Here is a 1331-nt window from a genome sequence, read left to right on the forward strand (position 1 = left end):
TTATCTTTTACCGTATATGTTATAGTGTAAGTTCCTACTAAACTAGGGTTAACTGAACCTGTTGTTGTAATCTTACTTGTTACATCACCATCAACGTCATCAAGAGCTGTTGCTCCTGCATCTGTATAAGTTGAGCCTACATTTATATTTGTTGGATTACTTCCTAATATTGTTATAACTGGTGCTGATACATCTACAACATTAATGGTTCTTGTTACAGATGTTGCTGCATTACCACTACTATCTGTTGCATTATAAGTAATCGTGTAAGTTCCTACGACACTTGGATTGACACTTCCTGTTGATGTTACAGTTACTGTACCATCTACGTTATCTGTGGCTGTTGCTCCTGCATCTGCATATGTACTCCCTTTATTTACTGTTACAGGAGTGCTTCCATTCATTGTTATTACTGGAGCTGTATTGTCTAAGTTGAATACATTACTTTTTGTTGTTGTCTTGTTACTTGACGTATCTACGGCTACAGCCCATAAGTAATAAGCTCCTGTTACTCCCATTGGTGTACTTATACTCTGCCCACTTGTATATATATTAGTAAATGTTCCTGCTGCTGGTTCTGTTGTAGATGTGCTCCATACATATTTTAAACTACTATTATCTAATAGTCCTAAGTCTGTTGCTGTTATCGTTGTACTTCTTGTTTTTCCATATGTTGTATTCCCATTTGGACTAAACGTTATTATTGGATATGCATTATCTATGACATTGATTGTTCTTGTTGTTACTGATTCATTCTCAAACATATCTTTTACTCTATATGTTATGGTATATGTCCCAGGTACACTTGGATTGACTGAGCCTGTCGCAACAATATCATCTGTAACATTACCTGATATATTATCTATCGCTGTTGCTCCTGCATCGGTATATGTATCCCCTACATAAATATTAGTGGGATTATTTCCTGCAATAGTTATTACTGGTGGCTCTGAATCTACATCACAATCTGATACATTTTCTACTACTTTCATATCATGGTATGTTCCACAAGCTACAAAGCCTGCCCATTTATCTGCACCAATAATACTAATAATCATGGTACCTTTGTCTATAGCTATCGTAACATTATCATAATTATTATCTGATATACCAAGCAATTCATATATATTACTTTTATTTACTGTCGTTGGATCAAAACTTTCATTTTCTAACTTTTTATAATTGACACCCTTGAGTACCATTTTCGCGTCACTTTCAAAGGCATTCTTTGATGAGCTCCTAATTACTCCTGTTATAGTTGGAATAGCTATGGCTAGAATAATTCCTAATAATACAATAACTGCTATTAACTCAATTAATGTAAATGCATT

1 protein-coding gene is annotated in these 1331 nt (G+C 34.4%); it reads right to left on the bottom strand.

Annotation, left to right across the window (positions count from 1 at the left end):
• The coding region (locus HF312_21620) for a DUF5011 domain-containing protein (GenBank protein ID MCU7522807.1) at positions 1 to 1331 on the bottom strand (1331 nt) is incomplete at both ends.

The sequence above is a fragment of the Ignavibacteria bacterium genome (assembly GCA_025612375.1).
Classification (GTDB): domain Bacteria; phylum Bacteroidota; class Ignavibacteria; order Ignavibacteriales; family SURF-24; genus JAAXKN01.